Annotated in this window: 20 protein-coding genes and 1 pseudogene; 16 read left to right on the forward strand and 5 right to left on the reverse strand. The window is 72.7% G+C overall.

The genetic code is table 11. The annotated features are described in order from the left end of the window. Positions 1-98: 98 nt before the first annotated feature. The 4 genes from bioB (at position 99) to AC07CM_RS16915 (ending at position 4,475) form a co-directional block, all read left to right on the forward strand. On the forward strand, positions 99-1,316 hold the full coding sequence (gene bioB / locus AC07CM_RS16900) for a biotin synthase BioB (RefSeq protein WP_478877152.1): 1,218 nt from the start codon (positions 99-101) through the stop codon (positions 1,314-1,316). Next, positions 1,309-2,598, forward strand: a complete 1,290-nt coding sequence (locus tag AC07CM_RS16905; protein ID WP_478877153.1) for an adenosylmethionine--8-amino-7-oxononanoate transaminase — start codon at positions 1,309-1,311, stop codon at positions 2,596-2,598. Before bioB ends, AC07CM_RS16905 begins: the two co-directional genes overlap by 8 nt. Before the next feature lies 1 nt (position 2,599). Beyond that, on the forward strand, positions 2,600-3,316 hold the full coding sequence (bioD, locus tag AC07CM_RS16910; RefSeq protein ID WP_478877154.1) for a dethiobiotin synthase: 717 nt from the start codon (positions 2,600-2,602) through the stop codon (positions 3,314-3,316). Between the two features lie 466 nt (positions 3,317-3,782). Next, entirely contained in the window at positions 3,783-4,475 is a 693-nt protein-coding gene (locus tag AC07CM_RS16915; protein ID WP_478877155.1) for a class I SAM-dependent methyltransferase, read from the forward strand. Here AC07CM_RS16915 and AC07CM_RS16920 read toward each other — a convergent pair whose 3' ends face one another. Together AC07CM_RS16920 and AC07CM_RS16925 are read right to left on the reverse strand one after the other, a co-directional pair. Then, positions 4,476-4,850: a fic family toxin-antitoxin system, toxin component gene (locus AC07CM_RS16920; protein WP_478877156.1), complete on the reverse strand. Its 375-nt coding sequence runs from the start codon at positions 4,848-4,850 to the stop codon at positions 4,476-4,478. A 4-nt stretch (positions 4,851-4,854) separates the two neighbouring features. Next, positions 4,855-5,097 (reverse strand): toxin-antitoxin system HicB family antitoxin, encoded by a 243-nt coding sequence (locus AC07CM_RS16925; protein WP_478877157.1) that lies wholly within the window; start codon positions 5,095-5,097, stop codon positions 4,855-4,857. A 167-nt stretch (positions 5,098-5,264) separates the two neighbouring features. On the opposite strand from AC07CM_RS16925, the gene AC07CM_RS16930 reads away from it, so the two are divergent. The 10 genes and pseudogenes from AC07CM_RS16930 (at position 5,265) to mug (ending at position 16,069) form a co-directional block, all read left to right on the forward strand. Beyond that, complete coding sequence (locus AC07CM_RS16930) at positions 5,265-6,077, forward strand: ABC transporter ATP-binding protein (RefSeq protein ID WP_478877158.1); 813 nt, start codon at positions 5,265-5,267, stop codon at positions 6,075-6,077. 4 nt (positions 6,078-6,081) lie between these two features. Beyond that, positions 6,082-8,649, forward strand: a complete 2,568-nt coding sequence (locus AC07CM_RS16935; RefSeq protein WP_478877159.1) for an ABC transporter permease — start codon at positions 6,082-6,084, stop codon at positions 8,647-8,649. Between the two features lie 80 nt (positions 8,650-8,729). After that, entirely contained in the window at positions 8,730-9,617 is an 888-nt protein-coding gene (locus tag AC07CM_RS16940) for an LLM class F420-dependent oxidoreductase (RefSeq protein ID WP_478877160.1), read from the forward strand. A gap of 44 nt (positions 9,618-9,661) precedes the next feature. Then, entirely contained in the window at positions 9,662-10,087 is a 426-nt protein-coding gene (locus AC07CM_RS16945; RefSeq protein ID WP_478877161.1) for a GNAT family N-acetyltransferase, read from the forward strand. A 195-nt stretch (positions 10,088-10,282) separates the two neighbouring features. After that, on the forward strand, positions 10,283-11,638 hold the full coding sequence (locus AC07CM_RS16950) for a hemolysin family protein (protein ID WP_478877162.1): 1,356 nt from the start codon (positions 10,283-10,285) through the stop codon (positions 11,636-11,638). After that, positions 11,635-12,648 carry a hemolysin family protein gene (locus AC07CM_RS16955; RefSeq protein ID WP_478877163.1) on the forward strand — a complete coding sequence of 338 codons (1,014 nt, stop codon included), beginning with the start codon at positions 11,635-11,637 and terminating at the stop codon, positions 12,646-12,648. The genes AC07CM_RS16950 and AC07CM_RS16955 overlap by 4 nt, the downstream gene beginning before the upstream one ends. Positions 12,649-12,719: 71 nt before the next feature. Then, positions 12,720-13,508 (forward strand): SGNH/GDSL hydrolase family protein, encoded by a 789-nt coding sequence (locus AC07CM_RS16960; protein WP_478877164.1) that lies wholly within the window; start codon positions 12,720-12,722, stop codon positions 13,506-13,508. A 10-nt stretch (positions 13,509-13,518) separates the two neighbouring features. Continuing rightward, a pseudogene (locus AC07CM_RS16965) lies at positions 13,519-13,848 on the forward strand (DUF4326 domain-containing protein); the annotation flags it as partial. A gap of 185 nt (positions 13,849-14,033) precedes the next feature. After that, positions 14,034-15,476, forward strand: coding sequence for an adenylosuccinate lyase (gene purB / locus AC07CM_RS16970; protein ID WP_478877165.1), 1,443 nt, complete (start codon positions 14,034-14,036; stop codon positions 15,474-15,476). Between the two features lie 62 nt (positions 15,477-15,538). After that, positions 15,539-16,069, forward strand: coding sequence for a G/U mismatch-specific DNA glycosylase (gene mug, locus AC07CM_RS16975; protein WP_478877166.1), 531 nt, complete (start codon positions 15,539-15,541; stop codon positions 16,067-16,069). Here mug and AC07CM_RS16980 read toward each other — a convergent pair. Genes AC07CM_RS16980 through AC07CM_RS16990 form a run of 3 tightly spaced genes read right to left on the reverse strand, consistent with a single transcriptional unit; the run spans position 16,030 to position 18,148 of the window. Next, positions 16,030-16,473: a hypothetical protein gene (locus tag AC07CM_RS16980; RefSeq protein ID WP_478877167.1), complete on the reverse strand. Its 444-nt coding sequence runs from the start codon at positions 16,471-16,473 to the stop codon at positions 16,030-16,032. The two genes, mug and AC07CM_RS16980, sit on opposite strands and share 40 nt — an antisense overlap. A 41-nt stretch (positions 16,474-16,514) precedes the next feature. Next, positions 16,515-17,225, reverse strand: a complete 711-nt coding sequence (locus tag AC07CM_RS16985) for an ABC transporter permease subunit (RefSeq protein WP_478877168.1) — start codon at positions 17,223-17,225, stop codon at positions 16,515-16,517. 2 nt (positions 17,226-17,227) lie between these two features. Then, positions 17,228-18,148 carry an ABC transporter ATP-binding protein gene (locus AC07CM_RS16990; RefSeq protein WP_478877169.1) on the reverse strand — a complete coding sequence of 307 codons (921 nt, stop codon included), beginning with the start codon at positions 18,146-18,148 and terminating at the stop codon, positions 17,228-17,230. A 107-nt stretch (positions 18,149-18,255) separates the two neighbouring features. Between AC07CM_RS16990 and AC07CM_RS16995 the strand changes: the two genes are divergently transcribed. Further along, positions 18,256-19,410, forward strand: coding sequence for a sensor histidine kinase (locus AC07CM_RS16995; protein WP_478877170.1), 1,155 nt, complete (start codon positions 18,256-18,258; stop codon positions 19,408-19,410). A gap of 14 nt (positions 19,411-19,424) precedes the next feature. Then, the gene (locus tag AC07CM_RS17000) at positions 19,425-20,078 is read left to right on the forward strand and encodes a response regulator (protein ID WP_478877171.1); all 654 of its coding nucleotides are present in this window, start codon (positions 19,425-19,427) and stop codon (positions 20,076-20,078) included. The last annotated feature ends 93 nt before the right edge of the window (positions 20,079-20,171 follow it).

Raw genomic sequence — 20,171 nt, forward strand, 5'->3', positions numbered from 1 at the left:
CCGCCGCCCACGGTGTGGCAATACCCACACGTCGAACTGTCAGTGTTGTGCAAACTCTCCTTGGCCCGGAGCGGCCCCGTAGGACAGGATCGGCTCTCATGGACCTGCTGAACACGCTGGTGGACAAGGGGCTTCGGCGCGAGCTGCCGACCCGCGAGGAAGCTCTGGCCGTGCTGGCCACCTCCGACGACGACCTGCTCGATGTGGTGGCCGCGGCCGGCAAGGTGCGCCGGCAGTGGTTCGGCCGACGGGTGAAACTCAACTACCTCGTCAATCTGAAGTCGGGCCTGTGTCCGGAGGACTGCTCCTACTGCTCACAGCGGCTCGGCTCCACGGCCGGCATCCTCAAGTACACCTGGCTCAAGCCCGACGAGGCCTCCGCGGCAGCCGCCGCGGGCCTGGCCGGAGGGGCCAAGCGGGTCTGCCTGGTGGCGAGCGGGCGCGGTCCGACGGACCGTGACGTGGACCGGGTCTCCGACACCATCAAGGCGATCAAGGACTCGAACGAGGGCGTCGAGGTGTGCGCCTGCCTCGGTCTGCTCTCCGACGGCCAGGCCGAGCGGCTGCGCGAGGCGGGCGCGGACGCCTACAACCACAACCTGAACACCTCCGAGGCCACGTACGGGGACATCACCACCACCCACACCTACGCCGACCGGGTGGACACGGTGCACAAGGCGCACGCGGCCGGTCTCTCCGCCTGCTCGGGTCTGATCGCCGGCATGGGCGAGAGCGACGAGGACCTGGTCGACGTCGTGTTCTCGCTGCGTGACCTCGACCCGGACTCGGTTCCGGTGAACTTCCTGATCCCGTTCGAGGGCACCCCGCTCGCCAAGGAGTGGAACCTCACCCCGCAGCGCTGCCTGCGCATCCTCGCGATGGTCCGCTTCGTCTGCCCGGACGTCGAGGTGCGCATCGCGGGCGGCCGCGAGGTCCATCTGCGCACGATGCAGCCGCTCGCGCTGCACCTGGCCAACTCGATCTTCCTCGGCGACTACCTGACCAGCGAGGGCCAGGCGGGCAAGGCCGACCTGGAGATGATCGCGGACGCCGGCTTCGAGGTGGAGGGCGCCGGCGAGGTCACGCTCCCGGAGCACCGGGCGACGGCCGCCGCCGTGGGCGGCTGCGGATCGCACGAGAGCGCCGGGGGCGGCTGCGGGTCGCACGAGAGCGCCGGGTGCGGATCCGTCTGCGGCTCGCACGAGGGAACGGACGTGTGCGGTACGGCCGCTGCGCCCGCCGCGGCCGAGCCGCGCACCGACCTCGTCGCCGTCCGCCGCCGGGGCGCCGGTACGGACCTCGCGCCCAATGCCTGACCTGACCGGCCCGGGCGTGTCCGAGCTGCTGGAGCTGGACCGGCGGCACGTGTGGCATCCGTACGGTCCGATGCCCGGGCGTGCCGAACCGCTCGTCGTGGAGTCGGCGAGCGGGGTCCGGCTGCGGCTCGCCGACGGTTCGGGCGAGCTCGTGGACGGCATGTCCTCGTGGTGGTCGGCGATCCACGGCTACAACCACCCCGTACTCAACGAGGCCGCGCACGAGCAGCTGAGTCGGATGAGCCATGTGATGTTCGGGGGGCTCACGCACGAGCCCGCCGTACGTCTCGCGAAGCTCCTTGTCGACATGTCGCCCGACGGCCTGGAGCATGTGTTCCTGGCCGACTCCGGCTCGGTGTCGGTCGAGGTCGCGGTGAAGATGTGCCTGCAGTACTGGCGCTCGCTCGGCCGGCCCGGCAAGCAGCGGCTGCTGACCTGGCGGGGCGGTTACCACGGCGACACCTGGCAGCCGATGTCGGTGTGCGACCCCGAGGGCGGGATGCACGAGCTGTGGACCGGAGTGCTCCCGCGCCAGGTGTTCGTGGACCCGCCTCCGGCCGAGTACGTGGAGTCGTACGCGCAGGAGTTGCGCTCGGCGATCGAGCGGCACGCCGACGAGCTGGCCGCGGTGATCGTGGAGCCCGTGGTGCAGGGCGCGGGCGGGATGCGGTTCCACTCCCCCGCGTATCTGCGGGTGCTGCGCGAGGCGTGCGACGCGCACGATGTACTACTGGTGTTCGACGAGATCGCCACCGGCTTCGGGCGCACGGGCGCACTGTTCGCCGCGGAGCACGCGGCCGTCAGCCCCGACGTGATGTGCGTGGGCAAGGCGTTGACCGGCGGCTATCTGACGATGGCGGCCACCTTGTGCACCGCGCGCGTCGCGGACGGCATCTCGCGGGGCGAGGTGCCGGTGCTCGCCCACGGGCCGACGTTCATGGGCAATCCGCTCGCGGCGGCGGTCGCCTGCGCCTCGATCGGGCTGCTCCTCGGGCAGGACTGGCGTGCGGAGGTCGCGCGGATCGAGCGCGGCCTGCGCGAGGGACTCGCTCCGGCCGCGGACCTGCCGGGCGTCAAGGACGTCCGGGTGCTGGGCGCGATCGGGGTGGTCCAGCTGGACCACGAGGTGGACATGGCCGCGGCCACCCGGGCCGCCGTGCGGGAGGGCGTGTGGCTGCGCCCGTTCCGCGACCTGGTCTACACGATGCCGCCGTACGTCACCGGTGACGCGGACGTGGCACGGATCGCGCGCGCGGTGTGCGCCGCGGCGCGGGAGGGATGAGATGCCGGTACTGGTGATCACGGGGACGGGCACGGAGGTCGGCAAGACGGTCACGACCGCGGCCGTCGCCGCCACGGCGCTCGCGGCCGGGCGTTCGGTGGCCGTGCTGAAGGCCGCGCAGACCGGAGTCGGGCCGGACGAACGCGGGGACGCGGACGAGGTGGCGCGGCTGGCGGGTCCGGTGACGGCCGCCGAGCTGGCCCGCTATCCGGAGCCGTTGGCACCGGGTACGGCGGCCCGGCGGGCCGGGATGGCCCCGGTGCATCCGCGGGAGGTGGCCGAGGCCGCGGCCAAGCTGGCCACCGAGCACGATCTGGTGCTGGTCGAGGGTGCGGGCGGGCTGCTCGTACGGTTCGACGCCGCGGGCGGGACGCTGGCGGACGCGGCCCGGCTGCTGAACGCGCCGGTGCTGGTGGTCGCGACGGCCGGCCTCGGCACGCTGAACACGACGGAACTGACGGCTCGTGAACTGCGGTCGCGGAAACTGGAGCCGGCCGGTGTGGTGATCGGCAGTTGGCCGGACGCCCCCGACCTCGCCTCGCGCTGCAACGTCGCGGACCTGCCGGAGGTCGCCGGCGCCCCGCTGCTCGGCGCGCTGCCGGCCGGGGCCGGGGCGCTGTCGCCCGCCGGTTTCCGCGCGGCGGCCCCCGGATGGCTGGCGCCGCGCCTGGACGGGACGTGGGACGCGGAGGCATTCCACATCCGACAGGCGCCCTGACAAACCTTCCGGCCTGGGACGACAGGGCCTTGACCGAGGTTGCTGCCGTCCCGGGAGGAAGGCACTGCGCAACACACACCGGCGCCCACCCTCACGCCGCGACGTCGCGGACCTGCCCGAGACCGCCGACGCCCCGCTGCCGCCCGGCGCCGGGACACTGTCTCCCACCGGACTCCGCGCCGCGGCCCCCGGATGGCCGGCGCCGCGCCTGGACGGGACATGGGACGCGCAGGCATTCACATCCGACAGGCGCCCTGACAAACCTTCCGGCCTGGGACGACAGGGCCTTGACCAAGGTTGCTGCCGTCCCGGGAGGAAGGCACTGCGCGCACACAGTCCTCGCGCCGAGGTGAGGCACGGCAGCGGTTCGGCGGACGTCCCTTCGACACGCAAGCCGTTCGGTGGGGGTGCGACGGGGCTCCCCGGGGGACAATCACCGTAGGCCCGACCTGTCCGGGAGGTTGCCATGCGCTTGTTGTCGGCCGGTTCCGGCACGGTGGCGCGGAGCCCCGTCCACCATCCGCTCTTCGCCCGCTACTACGCCCGGCTCAGCGTGGGCGCCGAGACCCGGCTCGGGATGGCCGGGATGCGCGAGCGGCTGCTCGCCGGGCTGTCCGGGCGGGTGATCGAGATCGGCGCCGGCAACGGTCTGAACTTCAGGCACTATCCGGGGACCGTCGCGGAGGTCGTCGCGATCGAACCGGAGCCACTGCTCAGGAAGTTGGCCCTGCAGTCGGCGCTGCGCTCACAGGTGCCGGTGGACGTGGTGCCGGGGGCGGCGGAGGCCCTGCCGGTGAAGAGCGAGGCCTTCGACGCGGCCGTGCTGTCGCTGGTGCTCTGCAGCGTGCGGGACGTGACGCGGACGCTGGGCGAGGTACGCCGGGTACTCAAACCGGGCGGCGAGGTGCGGTACTTCGAGCACGGGCGGGGCGGCGGCCGGATGATGACGCTGACCCAGCGCGCCCTGGACCGGACGCTGTGGCCGATGCTGAACGGCGGCTGTCACCTGGCGCGGGAACCGGTGGCCGCGCTGCGCGAGGCCGGGTTCGAACTCGGCCCGCACCGGCGGGTGCTGATGCCGGAGCGAGGTCCGAGGCTGCCCACCTCGTACTGCGCGATCGGCGTCGCGTGGCGGCCCGAGGAGCCGGCGGAGCGCTGATCACAGGCTCCAGCGGCGCAGCTCACGGGCGATGTCGTCGATGCCCGCGTCGCCGCTCTTGACCAGCCGGGCGAGGTCGCGCACCTGCTCCGGTGTGGTGACGACCTTCAGGCCGCTGGCCACCAGGTAGGCGTAGGCGACGGCCGAGGCGAACAGCGCGTTGGAGCGTTCCAGCGCGGGCACGTGCACGAGCAGTTGCAGCAGTGCGGCGGCGCGGGCGTGCGGGGTGTCGTAGACGGGCACGCCGAATATCTCGGCCCGGTGGCGGGCGACGGCGGCGACCAGCGCACCCCAGTCGGCGACCTGCGGGTCCCCGGGCGTCCGCTGTTCGGCGAGCATGAGCAGCCAGGCGAGGTCGATGCTGAGATCGTTCAAGGGATCAGCTGCGGCCTGCTGCGGAGTCGGTGCCGCGTGCCTCGGCGAACTCCTCGGCGAACACGGACGCGTACTGCTTCATGAAGTCGGCGGCGGCGTCCACGAAGGCGCGGCCGGCCTCCCCGGCGTCCTGTCTGACCAGCTCTTCGATGTAGCGGTTGACGCTCATGCCGCGGGCCGTAGCACGCTCGCGGGCCGCGCGGGCGGTGTCCTCGTCCACGCGCACGTTCAGCTGGGTCTTCGCCATACCTCGACGCTAGCGCCGAAATGCTAGCAACGGCAAGGGGTGCGGTCCGCATCCGGAAGGTGTCCCTTACACGGTGTCCTGTCCTCGACCCCAGGAGGGATTCCGGGTGTGGAACGGGTCACACTAGGCTCGGCCGGTACGAGGGAGTCGACGACCGGGAGGCGGCCTTGTCCACACCAGCTGCGGAGCACGCGCCGGGCCGGGCACCGGACGGCGGGATCGCGGCCCGCGCCCGCGGGCTGACGAAGGCGTACGGCTCGGGCGAGACGACCGTGCTCGCCCTGGACTCGGTGGACGTGGACATCGCGCGCGGCCGTTTCACCGCCGTGATGGGCCCCTCGGGCTCGGGGAAGTCCACACTGATGCACTGCCTGGCAGGCCTGGACAGTGTGTCGGCCGGTCAGGTCTGGCTCGGCGGCACGGAGATCACCGGTCTGAGGGACCGGGAGCTGACCCGGCTCAGGCGGGACCGCGTCGGCTTCATGTTCCAGTCGTTCAACCTCATCCCGACGCTGAACGCGGCCGAGAACATCACCCTGCCCATGGACATCGCGGGCCGGAAACCCGACGAGAAGTGGCTGGACCAGGTCATCGACACCCTCGGTCTCCGGGGGCGGCTGACCCACCGCCCGGCCCAGCTCTCGGGCGGCCAGCAGCAACGCGTCGCCTGCGCGCGGGCGCTGGTCTCCCGGCCCGAGCTGATCTTCGCCGACGAACCGACCGGCAATCTGGACTCGCGGGCGGGGCTCGAGGTGCTCGGCTTCCTGCGCGACGCCGTGGACGACCTCGGGCAGACCGTGGTCATGGTCACCCACGACCCGGGCGCCGCCGCCCACTCCGACCTGGTGCTCTTCCTCGCCGACGGACGGATCGTGGACGAGATGGAGCGGCCGACGGCGGACGCCGTGCTCGAGCGCATGAAGGCGTTCGACGTGGTGCGCGGACGGCTCGGAGACGACGCGATCGCTCAGGAGGACTGACCCGGTGCTCAAGGCGACCTTGCGGAGTTTCCTCGCGCACAAGGGCCGGCTGGCCCTGTCCGCGCTCGCCGTCGTCCTGTCCGTGGCGTTCGTCGCGGGCGCCCTCATCTTCTCCGACACCGTGTCGCGCACCTTCGACCGGCTGTTCGCCTCCACCTCGGCGGACGTGACGGTCGGGCCCAAGGAGGACCTGAAGGGCCGCGCACCGAGCGGCGCGGTGCAGACCGTGCCCGCGGCCCTGAGGGAACGGGTGACGAAGGTCGACGGCGTCGCCGCGGCCCGCGCGGACGTGTCGGTGCAGAACGTGGTGGTGGTCGACGACCACGACAGATCCGTCGGCCCGACCAGCGGCGCCCCCACCATCGCCACCTCCTGGTACGTCACCCACCGCAGTCCCGTGAAGCTGACCTCCGGTCACGCGCCGCGTGGTGCGGGCGAGGCGCTGCTCGACGCGGACACCGCCGACAAGAAGCACGTGCGGATCGGCGACACCCTGACGGTGCAGGCCCAGCCGGGCACGTTCCGGGTCCGGGTCGTCGGCATCGCCACGTTCACCACCACCAACCCGGGCTCGGCCCTGGTGTTCCTGGACCCCGCGGTGGCGGCCCGCGAGCTGCTCGGCTCCGCCGACCGGGCCACCAGCATCTCGGTGGACGCGGCCAGAGGCGTGACCGACGCGGAACTCAAGCGCCGCGTGGGCGAGGCGATCGGCAGCGGCCCGTACGACCTGAAGACATCCGACGAACACGCCAAGTCGGCCGCGGCCGACCTCGGCGGTTTCCTGGACGTCATCAAGTACGTGATGCTGGGCTTCGCCGGCATCGCCGTGCTCGTGGGCATCTTCCTGATCGTCAACACCTTCTCCATGCTGATCGCCCAGCGCACCCGCGAGCTCGGCCTGCTGCGGGCGCTGGGCGCCGACCGGCGGCAGGTGCGGCGCTCGGTGCTCACGGAGGCGGTGCTGCTCGGCGTGGTCGGCTCCACACTGGGCCTCGCGGCCGGCATCGGTCTCGCGTTCGGGCTGATCCGGCTGATGCGCGCGTTCGGGATGAACCTGAAGGCCACGGAGATGGTCATCGGCTGGGGCACGCCCGTGGCGGCGTACGCCGTCGGCGTCGGCGTCACCTTCGTCGCCGCGTACCTGCCCGCGCGGCGCGCGGCGGGCGTCTCGCCGATGGCGGCCCTCGCGGACGCCGAAGTCGCGGGCGTGGGCAAGCCGTTGAAAGTGCGGGCGATCGTCGGAGCCCTGGTCGGGGCGGTGGGCGCGGCCGCGCTCGCCGGGTGCGCGACCGCCTCGAGGACCGCCTCGGCGGCCTCCCTGCTGGCCCTCGGCGTGGTGACGACGCTGATCGCGACCGTGATCGCGGGGCCGCTGCTGGTGCGGCCGGTGATCCGGGTCCTGGGCGGCGCCTTCCCCGCGCTGTTCGGGTCGGTCGGCCGGATGAGCCAGCGCAACGCCCTGCGCAATCCGCGCCGTACCGGGGCCACCGCGGCAGCGCTGATGGTGGGCCTGGCGCTGGTCGGCGGGATGTCGGTGGCGAGCGCCTCCATGTCCGCGTCCTTCGACCGGCAGATCGACAAGACGCTGGGCGCCGACTTCACCGTCCAGAACGGCAACTTCCTGCCGTTCACCCAGGAGATCACCGACAAGGTGCGCGGCACCGAGGGCGTACGGCTCGTCGTACGGCAGCGGTTCGCGCCAGTGGCGGTACGGCTGCCCGACGGCAGCCGGGTGAAGACGACCGCCGCCGGTTACGGCCGCCGGCTGGACGAGGTCGCCCACGTCACCTATGCGGCCGGGACCTCCGCGGCGGCCCTCGCGGACGGCGGCCTCGGCATGGACGCCGGCTTCGCCGAGGACCACCGGGTGCGCCTGGGCAGCACGCTGGCCGTCGAGTTCCCCGGCGGCCGCACGGCCAGGTTGCGCGTGGGCGCACTCACCGACCAGGACGGCAGCGACGGATTCGGCATGCGGGGCGGGCTGTTCCTCGGCATCGGCACCGTGCAGAAGTACGTGCCGGGCGGTCAGGACGCCGCGCTGTATGTCGACAAGGCCTCGGGCACCGGCGCCGACCGGCTGCGCTCCCGCCTGGAGCGGACGCTGAAGCCCTATCCGCAGGTCCAGGTGCGCGACCAGGCCGACTACAAGAATCTCGTGCACGACCAGATCGCCGTGCTCCTCTACCTGGTGTACGCCCTGCTCGGGCTGGCGATCGTCATCGCGGTGCTCGGTGTGGTCAACACCCTCGCGCTGTCGGTGGTGGAGCGCACCCGGGAGATCGGGCTGCTGCGCGCGATCGGGCTGGGCCGGCGGCAGCTGCGGCGGATGATCCGGCTGGAGTCGGTGGTGATCGCGGTGTTCGGCGCCGTACTCGGCCTGGGTCTCGGGCTCGTGTGGGGCGTGTGCATCCAGCAGGTGCTGGCCCTGCAGGGCATGACCGCGCTCGCGATCCCCTGGGGCACGATCGTGGCGGTGGTGATCGGCGCGGCGGTGGTGGGCATCGTCGCGGCCCTGCTGCCGGCGCTGCGGGCGTCCCGGATGAACGTGCTGACGGCGATCGCGCACGAGTGACGGCACCTACCGGCGGGCATGCCGCGGGCGTGATGGAATCGGAGGCCGAGACTCAAGTCACTTTTCACTGAGGAGAGTTCATGCCGCGTCCGTTCCGTTTCGGGGTCAGCCTGCTCACGCCCTCACCCGCCGCGGAGTGGCGGGCCAAGTGCCGTCGCGCCGAGGAACTGGGATACGACGTGATCCTGGTCCCGGACCACCTCGGCATGGTCGCGCCGTTCCCGGCGCTGGTGGCGGCCGCCGAGGCGACCGAGCGGCCCCGGCTCGGCACGTTCGTGCTCAACGCGGGCTTCTGGAACCCGGCGCTGCTGGCCCGCGAGGTCGCGACCACCGACGCGCTCACCGGTGGCCGTCTCGAACTCGGCCTCGGGACCGGCTACGTCCGGTCCGAGCACGAGACGGCCGGGCTGCCGTTCGGCTCCCCGGGCGAGCGGGTGGACCTGCTGCGGCGCACGGTCGGGGAACTGGACCGACTGCTCGGCTCCGCGGAACACCCGCCGCGTCCGGCGCAGCGGCGCGTGCCCCTGCTGATCGGCGCCAACGGCGACCGGATGCTGCGGCTGACGGCCGAGCACGCGGACATCGCGGCCTTCACCGGGGCCCGGCCCGGGCGCGCCGCGGGCACGCTGGAGCCGCTCACCGCCGGGGAACTGGACGAGCGCGTGGCCCGCTACCACACGTCGGCGGCGGGCCGGGCGGAACCCGCCGAGCTGAACCTGCTCCTCCAGCTCGTGGCCGTCACCGACGATCCGGAGCCCGTGCTGAAGCCGCTGCTGGAGCGGCAGCCCCAGCTCACCCTGGAACAGGCGCTGGCCCTGCCCATCGTGCTGGCCGGCCCCCTGGACGACGTGGTCGCGCGGCTGCGGGCGCAGCGGGAGCGGTTCGGCTTCTCGTACCTGACCGTCCTGGAGCCGTACATGGAGGCGTTCGCGCCGGTGATGGCACGGCTACGGAAGGAGTCCGCATGATGGAATTCCCGGGCGGGAGCGCTGCCCCGTGATGGGGTGACCCCATGATCGAACCGCGTATACGTGCCGCCCGGCCGAGCGACCTGGACGCCGTCCTCGCCTTCTGGAGGACGTCCGCCGAGGGGACCAGCATCAGCGACGACCGCGCCGGGGTGGAGCGGCTGGTCGACCGTGATCCCGAGGCGCTGATCCTCGCCGAGCAGGAAGGGGAGCTGGTCGGCACGGTCATCGCGGGCTTCGACGGCTGGCGCTGCCATCTGTACCGGCTCGCCGTGCATCCGGAGCGGCGCCGGCGGGGCATCGGCTCGGCGCTGCTGGCCGCGGCCGAGGAGCGGTTCGTACGGCTCGGCGGGCGGCGCGGGGACGCGATGGTGCTGGTCCGCAACGAGAGGGCGCAGCACGCGTGGCGGGCGGCCGGATACGCGCCGGAGGAGCGGTGGCGGCGCTGGGTGAAGCCCCTCACCGACTGAAGCGTGCAGGGCTCGCGGGCCGGCTCCGAAGGCCTCACGGACCGACCCCCGGGAACTCTTTGCCCATCCTTTACCATTGAGGGAGCACTCGGCCCCCATGAAAGGTTGTGAGCGTCCGCCCATGGGCGATCCTCCCGGTCCTCGACACCGCGCGATCCACCCCGCCCTGTCCGATCATGGGAGAGGGGTGACCCGATGACCGAAGTGCTGCTCCTTCTGGTGGCGATCCTGCTCTCGCTCGCCTGCGGCGCCTTCGTGGCGGCCGAGTTCTCGCTGACCACGGTGGGACGCGGCGAGCTGGAGCGGGCCGCCCAGCGCGGCGAGCGCGGCGCGGCGGGCGCCCTGAAGGCCGTACGGAACCTGACGTTCCAGCTCTCCGGCGCACAGCTCGGCATCACCGTCACCAACCTGGTGGTCGGCATGCTCGCCGAGCCGTCGATCGCCAAGCTGCTCGCCGGGCCGTTCCGGGCGATGGGGCTTTCGCCCACCACGGCGAATTCCGTCGCGCTGGTGCTGGGCACGGCGTTGTCGACCGTGTTCCTGATGGTCGTCGGCGAACTGGTGCCGAAGAACTGGGCGATCTCCTCGCCCCTCGCCGTGGCCAAGCGGGTGGGCAACCCCCAGCGCTGGTTCAGCGCCGTCTTCCGCCCCTTCATCACACACCTGAACAACACGGCCAACCGGTGCGTGCGCCGCATCGGCATCGAGCCCGCCGAGGAGCTGGCCTCCGCGCGCGGGCCCCAGGAGCTGGCCGCCCTCGCCCGGCACTCCGCCAAGGAGGGCTCCCTGGAGGCGGACACCGCCGAGCTGTTCGTCCGGACGCTGAACCTCGCCGGCCTCACCGCGGAGAACGTGATGACCCCGCGCGTCCAGGTCGTCGCCCTGGACACCCTGGCGACCTGCGAGGACGTGGCGAACGCGACCCGGGCGACGGGCCTGTCCCGGTTCCCGGTCTACCGCGGCAGCCTCGACTCGGTGGCCGGGGTCGCCCACATCAAGGACGTCCTGGCGCTGCCCGCCGAGGAGCGGCGCCACCGCTCCGTCACCCATGTGATGCGCGAGCCGCTGCTGGTGCCCGAGTCGCTCACCGTCGACCGGCTGCTGGACCGACTGTCCGGCAAGCGCACCATGGCCGTCGTCATCGACGAATACGGCGGCACGGCGGGCGTGGCGACGCTGGAGGACATCGTCGAGGAGGTCGTCGGCGAGGTCCGGGACGAACACGACCCGCACGAGACGCCCGACCTCGCCCCCGCCGGAGCCGACGAGGGGGGCCGGGCCCTGTACTCGGCGGACGGCGCCGCCCGCACCGACCAGCTCGCGCGCGTGGGTCTGCGCGTGCCCGAGGGGCCGTACGAGACCCTGGCCGGTCTGGTCGCCACCGAGCTGGGCCGCATACCCGCGGTCGGGGACGTCGTGGAGGTGTCCGGCTGGCGGCTGGACGTGGTGGACGCCTCGGGGCGCCGGGCGGCCCGCGTGCTGCTGCACGCACCGCTGGACGACGACAGGGGAGCCGAGAGAAGCGACGGAACCGCGGAGGGGGCGCGATGACCGCCGTACAGCTGCTGATCGGTCTGGCGACGCTGGTCGTCAACGCCTTCTTCGTGGGCGCCGAGTTCGCGCTGATCTCCGTGCGACGCTCACAGGTGGAGCCGCTCGCCCAGGAGGGCGACCGGCGGGCGAGGAGCGTGCTGTGGGGTCTGGAGCACGTGTCCGCGCTGCTGGCCGCCGCCCAGCTGGGCATCACCCTGTGCACGCTGGTCCTGGGTGTGGTCGCCGAGCCGGCGATCGCGCATCTGCTGGAGCCGGTGTTCCACGCGCTCGGCGTGTCCACGGGCGCGGGTCACGCCGTGTCCTTCGTGATCGCGCTGGCCCTGGCGACCTATCTGCACATGCTGCTGGGCGAGATGGTGCCGAAGAACATCGCGCTCGCCGAGCCGGTGCGCAGCGCCCTGCTGCTCGGCCCTCCGCTGGTCACGCTGTCCCGGGCGCTGCGTCCGGTGATCTTCGCGGTCAACGCCTTCGCGAACGGGTTGCTGAAGCTGCTCAGGGTCGATGCCAAGGGCGAGGTCGCGGCGACCTTCACGGACACCGAACTCGCCGAGATCGTCAAGGACGCCAGCCAGGCGGGCCTGATCGACGACCGGGCGCAGGAGCGGCTGCACGACGCCCTGGAGCTGGGCAGCCGGCCGGTACGTGATGTCGTGGTGCCGCTGGAACGGGTGGTCTACGCGCGCGTGGGCGTCACCCCGGAACAGCTGGAGCGGCTGTCGGCCGCGTCGGGCTTCTCCCGCTTCCCGGTGGTCGACGAGGGCCGCAGGATCGTGGGCTATCTGCACGTCAAGGACGCGCTGGACGCCTCGCCGCAGGACGTGCCGTTCCGGCTGCGCGACATGCGGTCCATCGCACGGGTGCGCGAGAGCACCCCCCTGGACGACGTGCTCACGGCGATGCGCCGCAGCCGGACGCACCTCGCGGCCGTGCTCGGCGACGACGGGCGGCTGGCCGGCCTGGTGACCATGGAGGACGTGCTGCGGGAGCTGTTCGGGCAGCCCGTGTGACGCCGTCGGCCGGCGGCCGGCCGAGGGCGACCGACCGACGGGTATGGAGCCGGGATACCATCGCTGTCGCCATGCACACGAATCCCACACCTCCTCCGTACTCCAGCCTGGTCGCGGTCGGCGACTCCTTCACCGAGGGCATGTCGGACCTGCTGCCCGACGGCTCCTACCGGGGCTGGGCCGACCTCCTCGCCACGCGGATGGCCGCCCGCAACCCCGGCTTCCGGTACGCCAACCTCGCCGTGCGCGGGAAGCTGATCGGGCAGATCGTCGACGAGCAGGTGCCCGTGGCGGCTGCGATGAACGCCGACGTCGTCACGCTCGTCGGCGGGCTCAACGACACACTGCGCCCGAAGTGCGACATGGGCCGGGTGCGCGGTCTGCTGACGGAGGCCGTGGAGCGGCTGGCCCCTTCGTGCGGGCAACTGGTGCTGATGCGCAGTCCGGGCCGGCAGGGTCCGGTGCTGGAGCGGTTCCGGCCGCGCATGGAGGAGCTGTTCGCCTGCGTCGACGAGCTGGCCGGGAAGCACGGCGCCCTGGTGGTCGACCTGTACGGGGCGCCCTCGCTGGCCGACCCGCGGCTTTGGGACGTGGACCGGCTGCATCTGACGGCCGAGGGGCACCGCAGGGTCGCCGAGGCGGTGTGGCAGACCCTCGGGCACGAGGCGGAGGACACCGAGTGGCGCACGCCGATGGCCGCCACCGCGCCGGCGGGCTGGATGATGCGCCGGGCGGCGGACGCACGGTTCGCGCGGCAGTACCTGATGCCGTGGATAGGACGGCGGCTGACCGGCCGCTCCTCCGGTGACGGCCGCCCGCCGAAGCGGCCGGAGCTGCTGCCGTACGAGGCCCAGGCGTAGCGTCTCCGCCATGACCACCCGGGTGATCAACCTCAGGGGCCGGATCCACGAGTTCGGCCCCCGGCTGGAGCACGCCCCCTCGGACGTGGTCTACGTCGGCCGCCGCTGGACGATGGGCGGCTGGGACCTGCCCCGGCACCCGCTGTACAACCCGTTCGCCTACGACACCCCGAAGAGGAAGCGGGACGGCACCCGGGCCGAGGTCATGGCGATGTACCGGACCCGCCTGCTGGAGCGGCCGGAGCTGCTGGACCTGGTCGCGGAACTGCGGGGCAGGACGCTGGCCTGCTGGTGCGCGCCGGAGCCGTGCCACGCGGACGTGCTGGCCGAACTGGCGGACGGGGACGACACGGACGAAGGGGCGGACGGGAACGGCCCGGGCGACGGGGCGAACGCGGACGGCGCGGACGACAGGGTGGACGGGGAGAATCCGGGCGGCCTCGGCGGCGTGGCGCACGTCTCGTAGCTTCCGCCGAACAACCCCGTGGCGCTGGCCTGCACGAATCGCCAGTAGAATCCGTCTACGTGACTTCAGCGCCCGCCAAGCCCCGCATCCCGAACGTCCTCGCCGGACGCTACGCCTCCACCGAGCTCGCCACGCTCTGGTCTCCCGAGCAGAAGGTGAAGCTGGAGCGGCAGCTCTGGCTCGCCGTGCTGCGGGCCCAGAAGGACCTCGGCATCGAGGTGCCGGACGAGGCGATCGCCGACTACGAGCGTGTCCTCGACACCGTCGACCTGGCCTCGATCGCCGAGCGCGAGAAGGTCACCCGGCACGACGTGAAGGCGCGGATCGAGGAGTTCAACGACCTCGCCGGGCACGAGCACGTGCACAAGGGCATGACCTCCCGTGACCTCACCGAGAACGTGGAGCAGCTGCAGATCCGGCTGTCGCTGGAGCTGATGCGCGACCGCACGGTGGCCGTCCTGGCGCGCCTCGGCAAGCTGTCGGGCGAGTACGCCGAGCTGGTCATGGCGGGCCGCTCGCACAACGTGGCCGCGCAGGCCACCACCCTCGGCAAGCGGTTCGCGACCGCCGCCGACGAACTGCTGGTCGCGTACGGCCGCGTCGAGGAGCTGCTGGGCCGTTACCCGCTGCGCGGCATCAAGGGCCCGGTCGGCACCGCTCAGGACATGCTGGACCTGCTCGGCGGCGACGCGGCGAAGCTCGCCGAGCTGGAGGACCGGATCGCCCGGCACCTGGGCTTCTCGCAGGCGTTCACCTCGGTCGGCCAGGTCTACCCGCGCTCGCTGGACTACGAGGTCGTGACCGCCCTGGTACAGCTGGCTGCGGCGCCGTCCTCGCTGGCCAAGACGATCCGGCTGATGGCCGGGCACGAGCTGGTCACCGAGGGCTTCAAGCCGGGCCAGGTCGGCTCCTCGGCGATGCCGCACAAGATGAACACCCGCTCCTGCGAGCGTGTAAACGGCCTGATGGTGATCCTGCGCGGCTACGCCTCGATGACCGGCGAGCTGGCCGGTGACCAGTGGAACGAGGGCGACGTGTCCTGTTCCGTGGTGCGCCGGGTCGCGCTGCCGGACGCGTTCTTCGCCCTCGACGGCCTGCTGGAGACGTTCCTGACCGTGCTCGACGAGTTCGGTGCCTTCCCGGCGGTGGTCGCCCGCGAGCTGGACCGCTACCTGCCGTTCCTCGCCACCACCAAGGTGCTCATGGGCGCCGTGCGTTCCGGAGTCGGCCGCGAGGTCGCGCACGAGGCGATCAAGGAGAACGCCGTCGCCACCGCGCTCGCGATGCGCGAGCAGGGCGCGGAGCGCAACGACCTGCTCGACAAGCTCGCCGGCGACGGGCGACTGCCGCTCGACCGCGAGCAGCTGGCGGCGCTGATGGCCGACAAGCTGTCCTTCACCGGTGCCGCCGCCGCCCAGGTCGGCGTGGTCGTCGGCCGGATCGAGGAGATCGTCAAGCAGCACCCGGAGGCCGCCGGCTACACCCCCGGAGCGATCCTCTGACCCGTTCCCCCCGCTTCACCCAGGCGGAACTGGAGGCCGCCCGCGACCGTCTCGTCCCGGACGTGGTCGCGGACGGTCTCCATGTGCTGTTCTGCGGCATCAACCCGGGCCTGATGACGGCGGCCACGGGTCATCACTTCGCCCGTCCGGGCAACCGTTTCTGGCCGGTGCTGCACCTGTCCGGCTTCACCCCGAGGCTGATGAAGCCCGCCGAGCAGCGGGAGTTGCTGTCGTACGGGCTGGGCATCACGAACGTGGTGGCGCGGGCGACCGCGCGGGCCGACGAGCTGAGCGCCGAGGAGTACGTCGAGGGCGGGCGGCTGCTGACGGCCAAGGTGACGCGGTGGCGGCCGAGGTGGCTGGCCGTGGTCGGGGTGACCGCGTACCGGGCCGCCTTCGGCGACCGCGCCGCGCAGGTGGGTCCACAGGAGCGGACCGTCGGGGACTCCCGGGTGTGGGTGCTGCCCAACCCCAGTGGGCTGAACGCGCACTGGACGGCGGCGACCATGGCGGAGGAGTTCGCGCGGTTGCGGGAGACGGCGGACACGACGGATCAGGGAGGGTCCGTTTCGGTCACCACGCCGAGGAGCTGAAGGGGCAGCTCCTTGTCCCAGTGGGACACGCCGAGCGCGACCCACCGGCCCGAGCCGCCGGCCTCCCACAGCTGGACGTCCGGCACGTGCTCACTGAGGCCGGCCCACGGCTCCTCGACGTCCTCGCCCTCCATGGTCCGGCCGAAGACGCCGCGCAGACTGAAGTGCTGCGCGGGCCCCCATCGCTGCGTCAGCCGCTCCGCCAGGCCGTCCCGGTCCGCCTCGTACTGGGCCGCCGTCTCCTCCCACGCCGTGCCGTCGTCCTCCCAGAAGTCACCACTGGTCTGTAATGCGGCTATGTGATAGCCGGGACCGCTCTCGCCGTGCTCCGACCGGCCGTACACCGCGGGGAACTCCCGGGCGCACAGCCGGTCTATGAGGGTCAGGCACTTCGCGATGTCCATGTGATCCAGTAAAGCGGGCCCCACTGACAATTGGCGTGCCGTCAGGCGTCCCTGCGCCACACGCTCCAGGCCCCCGCGAGCAGGGCGGCCGCCGTCCACAGCGCGCTCACCGCGAGTCCGCTCCAGGGGCCGAGGACGCCGTCCCAGGTGCTGTGCAGCACCACTTGACCGGCGCGGTCGGGCAGGAGGTCGGCGACGCCCGAGGACATGTCGCCGATCACGAAGGACACGATCAGCAGGAACGGGATCAGTACGGAGAGGGTCGCGACACCGCTGCGCAGCACGGCTGTGAGTCCGGCGGCGAACAGCGCCATCAGCGTGAGATGGAGGCCGCAGCCGACGGCGCCGCGCAGCCCCTCGGTCCAGTTGGGACCTGAGGCGCCGAGAACGGCCTTGCCCACCAGCAGCGTCACCAGGCCGGTGAGGAGGCCGACGGCGAGCACGGGCAGGGCGATCGCCGTCGCCTTCGCGGCGAACCAGCGCCGCCGGTCGGGCACGGCCGAAAGGGACAGCCGCAGCGCACCGTCACGGAACTCCGAGGACAGGGCTGTCGTACCGAAGGCGATCGCGGCGATCTGCCCGAAGCTGACGCCGAAGAACGCCGAGAACAGCGGGTCCGTGCCGTCGGCGTCGGCGGCGGCGAGCGCGGAGAACGCGGCGGTGAAGGCGGGGATCGCGACCAGGCTGCCGACGAGCGGGCGCAGGGTCCGGACCTTGATCCACTCGGCGTGCAGAACGGGGGCGAACGGCATGGTCAGGCCTCCTGGGGCTGTGCGGTGAACTCGGTCTCGGCGGCGGTCAGATCGAAGTAGGCCTGCTCCAAGGTGGCCTCCCGGGCGGCCAGTTCCAGTACGGGTACGCCCGCCTCGGAGATCAGACGGCCGATGTCGTCCACGCGTGCGTGCCGCACGGTCCAGGTCCCGTCCTCGCTCCGGGAGGCGTCGTGCCCGTGGCGGGCGAGCAGGTCGCCGAGTGCGGCGGCGTCGGTGGTGCGGATCCTGACCTCGGGCCGTACACGCGCGTGGATGAACTCCTGGACGGGGGTGTCGGCGAGGAGGCGGCCGCGGCCGAGGATCACCAGGTGGTCGGCGAAGGCGGCGGTCTCGTGCATCAGGTGGCTGGAGACCAGGACGGTACGGCCCTCCGCGGCGAGCCCGCGCAGCAGGGTGCGGATCCAGACGATGCCTTCGGGGTCGAGGCCGTTGGCGGGTTCGTCGAGCAGGATCACCTCGGGGTCGCCGAGCAGGGCGGCGGCGATGCCGAGCCGCTGGCGCATGCCGAGGGAGTACGTCCTCACCCGGCGTCCGGCCACCGAGGCGAGCCCGGTCTCCTCCAGGACGGCGTCGACCCGGCGCGCCGGGATGCGGTTGCTCGCCGCCAGGGCGCGCAGATGGGCGTGCGCGGTGCGGGAGCCGTGCGCGGCCCGGGCATCGAGCAGGGCGCCCACCCGGCGCAGGGGTTCACGCAGTTCGCCGTAGGCGTGCCCACCGATCGTGGCGGTGCCCGAGGTCGGCCGGTCAAGGCCGAGGACGAGCCGCATGGTGGTGGACTTTCCGGCGCCGTTGGGACCGAGGAAGCCGGTGACACGGCCCGGGCGGACGCTGAAGGTGAGGTGGTCCACGGCCCGCCGGCTGCCGTACTCCTTGGTGAGGTCTCGTACGTCGATGCTGGTCATGGCTCCAGCCTGGCCGGGTGCGGCGTTCGGCTCCTCCCCCGCCGGTGGAGATCGTCTCCCCCCTGCGGGGGAGGCCCGTTGTCGGTGCCGCCTGCGAGGATGGCCCCATGGCCCGCTTCCTGCGCCCGCTGCTGCGCGGGACGACGTACACGCGCCTGCTGCACCTGTGGGTGCCCATGCTGATGGAGAGCGTGTGGCTGTTCATCGACATGTCCAAGCCATGGGTGCCCGCGCTCGTCCTCGTTCCGGTCGGGCTCGTGCCCGCCGTGCGGGTGGGCGAGGGCGTCCAGGCCCGCCTGCTGCTGACGCCCGGCAGGGAGGAGACGGGCATCTCCGTTACCCCGTCGGCGAGTTGGCGCGACCGGGGGCGCACGGTGCTGTGGCTGGAGCTTCGGATGCTCCTGGCGGTGCCGACGACGTTCGCCTCGGTGTGGTTGCCGATCCTCACCTACGAACTGGTCCGGCTCGCCTGCGGGTACGCCAACCCCACCTCCCCGCTGCTGGCCTGGGCACGGCCGCACTGGGCGTACGGGCTGCTCGCCCCGCTTCCCCTGCTCGCCCTGTACGGAGTGGTGGCGGGCCTCGGCGCGCTGGTCACCGCCCTCGCCCGCCGGCTCCTCGGGCCGTCCGCGGGGGAGCGGCTGGCCGCACTGGAGGAGCGCACCGAGCAGCTGCTGGAACGCACCCGCATCGCACGCGAGTTGCACGACTCCATCGGGCATGCCCTGACGGTGGCGGTGGTGCAGGCGGGGGCCGCGCGGGCGGCGGGGGATCCGGAGTTCACCGAACGGGCCCTGGTGGCCATCGAGGAGACCGGCCGGGCCGCCCTCGAGGATCTGGAGCGGGTGCTCGGAGTGCTGCGCGAGTCCGAGCGGCCGGCGAGCGCCCGGCCCACACTGGCCGACGCCGACCGCCTCCTGGACTCGGCGCGCGCCTCCGGCGCCAAGGTCGACGCGGAGGTCACGGGACCGCTGGCGGCGGTGCCGGGGCCGGTCTCGCGCGAGGGCTACCGCATCCTGCAGGAGGCGCTCACCAATGTGCTGCGGCACGCGGGAGCCGTGCCGGTGCGGGTCCGCGTGTCCGTCGCCGACGGCACGCTCCTCCTGGAGGTCCGCAATCCGCTGACGGCCGCGATACCGGGCCCCGGGCGGGGCAGCGGGCTGCGTGGCATACGCGAGCGCGCCGCTCTGCTCGGGGGCAACGCCCTTACGGGGCCCGACGAAGGGGACTGGCAGGTGCGCGCGGAGCTGCCGCTCGGTTGATCTACGCTGGCCGGATGCCGGTCACCGTACTCCTCGTAGACGACGAACCCCTGGTCCGCGCGGGTCTGCGCGCCGTGCTGGAGGCCCAGCCCGACATCGAGGTGGTGGGCGAGGCGGCCGACGGGGCGGCGGTCATCCCGCTGGTGCGTCAACTGCGCCCGGACGTGGTCGCGATGGACGTCCGCATGCCACTGATGGACGGGATCGAGGCCACACGCGCGGTGCTGCGCACGGTCGACGCCCCGCCCAGGATCCTCGTGGTGACGACCTTCGAGGAGGACGAGTACGTGTACGAGGCGCTGCGCGCGGGAGCCGACGGGTTCCTGCTGAAGCGGGCGCGGCCGGCCGAGATCGTCCACGCGGTGCGGCTGGTGGCGGAGGGCGATTCGCTGCTGTTCCCCGCGTCCGTACGCCAACTCGCGGCCCGGTACGGCGGCAACCGGCCGCCGAGTGCCCCGCTTTCGGATGCCGGGTTGACGGAGCGGGAGGCGGAGGTGCTGCGGCTCATGGCGCGGGGTCTGTCGAACGCGGAGATCGCCGGCCGGCTGGTCGTCGGGACCGAGACGGTGAAGTCGCACGTGAGTGCCGTACTGGCCAAGCTCGGGGCGCGCGACCGCACCCAGGCGGTGATCGCCGCCTACGAGTCGGGGTTCGTCGCGCCGGGCTGATCCGCGGGCAGGCGGGAACTGCCGGACAGCGGGTCGGTGGCCCGCCACTCGCCGGGGTGCGCCGGGCCGAGTACGATCCGCCCAACACGGCCG

The organism is Streptomyces sp. NPDC044061 (assembly GCF_056434305.1).